Consider the following 3859-nt stretch of genomic DNA (forward strand, 5'->3'; position numbering starts at 1 on the left):
TCGCAATCTCTATTATATATAATTTTCATTAATCACGAAAATGGAGCCCACGACCAGGATTGAACTGGTGACCTCGTCCTTACCAAGGACGCGCTCTACCGACTGAGCTACATGGGCTCAAAAGGAAGCTAAAAATAAATTAATGGTCGCGGGGGCTGGATTTGAACCAGCGACCTCCGGGTTATGAGCCCGACGAGCTACCTGACTGCTCCACCCCGCAACCTGGAGCGGGAGACGGGAATCGAACCCGCGACGATCAGCTTGGAAGGCTGATGCTCTACCACTGAGCCACTCCCGCACATGGTGGGCAGGGAGGGATTCGAACCCCCGAAGGCACACGGCCAACAGATTTACAGTCTGTCGCCTTTAACCACTTGGCTACCTACCCACTGGAGCCGACGAGCCGACTTGAACGGCTAACCTACTGATTACAAGTCAGTTGCTCTACCCGTTGAGCTACGTCGGCATCCCGAATCTTATTATACAAATATTGAACTGTTTGTCAAGGGGTAAACCTCATTAAAAAAACAATCTTCTACTTAATCGGGCAATGCTCTTAAGATGATAAAACTTTTCTTGGAGCTTAAATCTTTAAAACATATTCGTTTCTTAAAAATTCTATTCTTCCAACTTAAAATTATTAGTCCGACTTCGAGCCTATAAATTGCTTAACTTTCTTTTTTATTCTTTGAATTGCGTTATCTATTGACTTGTAATCTTCTTGAAGAATATCTGCAATTTCTCCAATTTTAAAGCCATCAAGATATAGTTCAAAGACTTTCAATTCCTTTGGAGCAAGCAATTTTTTGAATTCGTCTATTTCTTCTTTAATTTCTATTTCTTTTTCAAAGTCATAAGTTTTTGAAATTGCTTCTTCAAGTGGAACCTCAAATTTTCTTCTCCGTAAAAAATCAAGAATTCTATTTCTAACATTTATGAACAAAAAATTTTCAAAATTCCCATAATTTTCGTTATAAGCATCAATACTTTTGAGTGCCGCTAAAAGCGCTTCAAGGTAAAGATCGTCCCTGTCTTCTTTAGAAAGAAAAAGACCATAATACCGCACAATCTTTTTAATGAATGGTGTATAAATCTTAAGGATTTCCTCCTGAGCATTTCTATCGTGCGTCTTTGCTAATTTAAGAAGTTCATTTAAACTATTTATACTCTCCATTTTTCAATTTTTCTTCAAATGCTTTAAAAAGGATTATTCCTGTTGCAACGGAAACATTCAGAGAATTGACTTTGCCTCTCATAGGGATCTTAACAACATAATCACACTCTTTAAGCAAGCCTTTCCTTACACCTTCTCCTTCGTTCCCCATAATGAATGCAAATGGATGATTTTTGTAGTCAATTTCAAAGCATAGATCTTTCGCATTAATATCTGTACCTATAATCCAAACTCCGTTTTCCTTAAGCTCGGAAATTGCCTGCGCTAAATTTGAAACCTTATAGATACTTACATGGAATACCGCACCAGACGAAACAGACATTACAGTCTCAGTAACATCACAAGATTCCCGCTCCTGTATAATTATGTCTTTAACACCTGCACATTCGGCGGCCCTTATTATTGCTCCAAAGTTTTGCGGATCCTGGATACGATCAAGTATAAGAATCAAACTATTTTTCTTAATTTTGAGTTCCGAAATATCCTTGTATTCATATGGAGCACCTACAGCAACTACACCTTGATGGTTCATTATTTTAAACCTTCTATCAAACCAACTTCTTTCTCTGAATAAGACTTGAATATCATTCTTCCTTGCATGTGCTAAAATTGAATTCAAGACACTCTCTTTGAGGTCAATTCCTTCTTGAACGATGACAAGCCTTATTGGATAATGAGCCCTTAATGCTTCAAGCACAGGGTTTCTGCCTATAATAAAATATTCGTTCTTAATTTTATCCATTTGTTGCCTCTAATCTATATTTTGTTCCCTCTTTTGTATCTTCTAAAATTATTCCGATTTCTTTAAGTCCATCTCTTATTTTGTCAGAAAGTGCAAAATTCTTTTCTTTCCTAAATTTGTTTCTTATCTCAATCAATGCATTAAGAGCCGTAACTGGATCACCTAAATCTTTCCCTTCAAGTTCTCTCTTTATACTTTCATCATGTAGAAACTCACTAACTACCCTATCGATTTTTTCTTTAAAGGAGAAATCAATATTCCTTTCAATCCCAATTCTATCAAAGCCAAGTATATAAAACATATCTTTAAGTAGAGAATCAAGTAAAATTAAATCTTCTTTAGAAATACTATCTTTATTTGAGTTGAAAAACTTGAATATATCAAAGAGTACCGAAATTGCAACAGGAGTATTAAAATCATCATCCATTGCATTTAGGAACTGTTCTTTCCAACTGAATATTTGTTCCCTAATAGAGTTTATGCCTAAGGTACCTTTAGCCAAATACTTCTTCAATTCAAGATAACTATTATGTAGATACTCATAATTTTTTCTTGCAACTTCAAGACTTTCAAGATCAAAATTTAAAGGCTTCCTATACGATACAGATATATAAAACAATCTTAAAACCTCCCCATCATAATCTTCTAATAATGTGTGAAGATTAAAAAAGTTACGAAGAGATTTACTCATCTTTTCCTTATTTACATTAAGCATACCATTATGCACCCAGAATCTTACAAACGGCTCAACTCCTGTATATGCTTCAGATTGAGCAATTTCATTTTCATGATGAGGGAATATAAGATCATCTCCGCCACCGTGAATATCAAATGAGTTTCCCAGAATCTTAAGAGTCATTGCAGAGCATTCAATGTGCCATCCAGGACGACCTTTTCCCCACGGACTATCCCAGGATGGTTCCCCCTCTTTTGCCTTTTTCCATAGAGCAAAGTCGAGAGGATTTCTTTTTTCTGGATTAACTTCAATGCGAGCACCTGCCTGCAGCTCTTCAATATTTCTGTGAGAAAGTTTTCCATAATCTTTAAATTTACTCACATCAAAGTAAACTCCATCAGAAATCTCGTACGCGTATCCCTTCTCTTCAAGTACTTTTACCATTTCTATTATCTCTGGGATAAATTCGGTTGCTCTAGGATAAGCAAATAAAGGGAGAACATTTAATTTTTTTAGATCTTCAAGATAAATTGATGCAAATTTTTCTGCAAGCTCCTTGAAATTCACCTTAAGTTCATTTGATCTCTCAATAATTTTGTCATCAATGTCTGTGAAGTTAGATATATGTATAACTTCGTATCCAAGATATCTAAGGTATCGATGAATTACATCATAAACAACAGCAGAGCGTCCGTGTCCTGCATGTGCATAGTCATAGGGGGTAAGTCCACAAACATACATATATACCTTATTGGGTTCTCTTGTTGTGAATTCTTCAAGTCTTCTTGTTAGATCATTGTAGATCTTAAGCATCCAAAACCTCCAAAACCATTGCCAGTCTTCTTAATGACTCTTCTTTTCCTATGAAATATATAAATTCATGAACTTCCATTCCTTCTTCCTTCATTGTAATTGCAAGTCTCAATGGAAAATAGAGATTTTTTCCTTTTATTTTGAGTTCTTTGCCAAGTTCGCGAATAATTGATAGAATTGAATCCATAGTAAAAGGTTCAAGCATTTCTAATCTACTCTTAAATTGCAGAATAAGTTCTTTTGAATTGTATTCCTTAAGTTTATCAATAATTTCTTTCCTTATTTCATAATTTTCAAAAAGCTGTGATGATATACGCTCAACATCCTTCACAGTGTCAAAATGCTCTTTCATTGCCTCAATAAAAGAAAGCCACCATTCTTTTGGTTTTTTGCTAAAGTCAATACCGATTCGAGCTCCAACTTCATATATTCTCTCTGAAGGAGTTTGCATAAG

At 35.5% G+C, this 3859-nt stretch carries 3 protein-coding genes, 5 tRNA genes and 1 pseudogene; all 9 read right to left on the bottom strand.

Translation table 11 applies throughout. The annotated features are described in order from the left end of the window. Positions 1 to 41: 41 nt before the first annotated feature. A tRNA-Thr gene (locus ACMV0E_RS07990) sits at positions 42 to 117 on the bottom strand. A 26-nt stretch (positions 118 to 143) separates the two neighbouring features. Then, positions 144 to 220: transfer RNA gene (locus ACMV0E_RS07995), tRNA-Met, on the bottom strand. Between the two features lie 3 nt (positions 221 to 223). Next, a tRNA-Gly gene (locus ACMV0E_RS08000) sits at positions 224 to 298 on the bottom strand. A 3-nt stretch (positions 299 to 301) separates the two neighbouring features. Then, positions 302 to 388, bottom strand: a tRNA-Tyr gene (locus tag ACMV0E_RS08005). A 2-nt stretch (positions 389 to 390) separates the two neighbouring features. Next, positions 391 to 466: transfer RNA gene (locus tag ACMV0E_RS08010), tRNA-Thr, on the bottom strand. 174 nt (positions 467 to 640) lie between these two features. After that, positions 641 to 1174 (bottom strand): sigma-70 family RNA polymerase sigma factor, encoded by a 534-nt coding sequence (locus ACMV0E_RS08015; protein ID WP_416085859.1) that lies wholly within the window; start codon positions 1172 to 1174, stop codon positions 641 to 643. Further along, entirely contained in the window at positions 1158 to 1916 is a 759-nt protein-coding gene (gene rlmB, locus ACMV0E_RS08020; protein WP_416085860.1) for a 23S rRNA (guanosine(2251)-2'-O)-methyltransferase RlmB, read from the bottom strand. Before rlmB ends, ACMV0E_RS08015 begins: the two co-directional genes overlap by 17 nt. Then, positions 1909 to 3405 carry a cysteine--tRNA ligase gene (cysS, locus tag ACMV0E_RS08025; RefSeq protein WP_416085861.1) on the bottom strand — a complete coding sequence of 499 codons (1497 nt, stop codon included), beginning with the start codon at positions 3403 to 3405 and terminating at the stop codon, positions 1909 to 1911. Before cysS ends, rlmB begins: the two co-directional genes overlap by 8 nt. Beyond that, positions 3398 to 3859 (bottom strand): annotated as a pseudogene (locus tag ACMV0E_RS08030) (glutamate--tRNA ligase); the annotation flags it as partial. The gene cysS and the pseudogene ACMV0E_RS08030, both read right to left, overlap by 8 nt.

It is taken from the genome of Caldisericum insulae (assembly GCF_047785965.1).
GTDB classification, from domain to species: domain Bacteria; phylum Caldisericota; class Caldisericia; order Caldisericales; family Caldisericaceae; genus Caldisericum; species Caldisericum exile_A.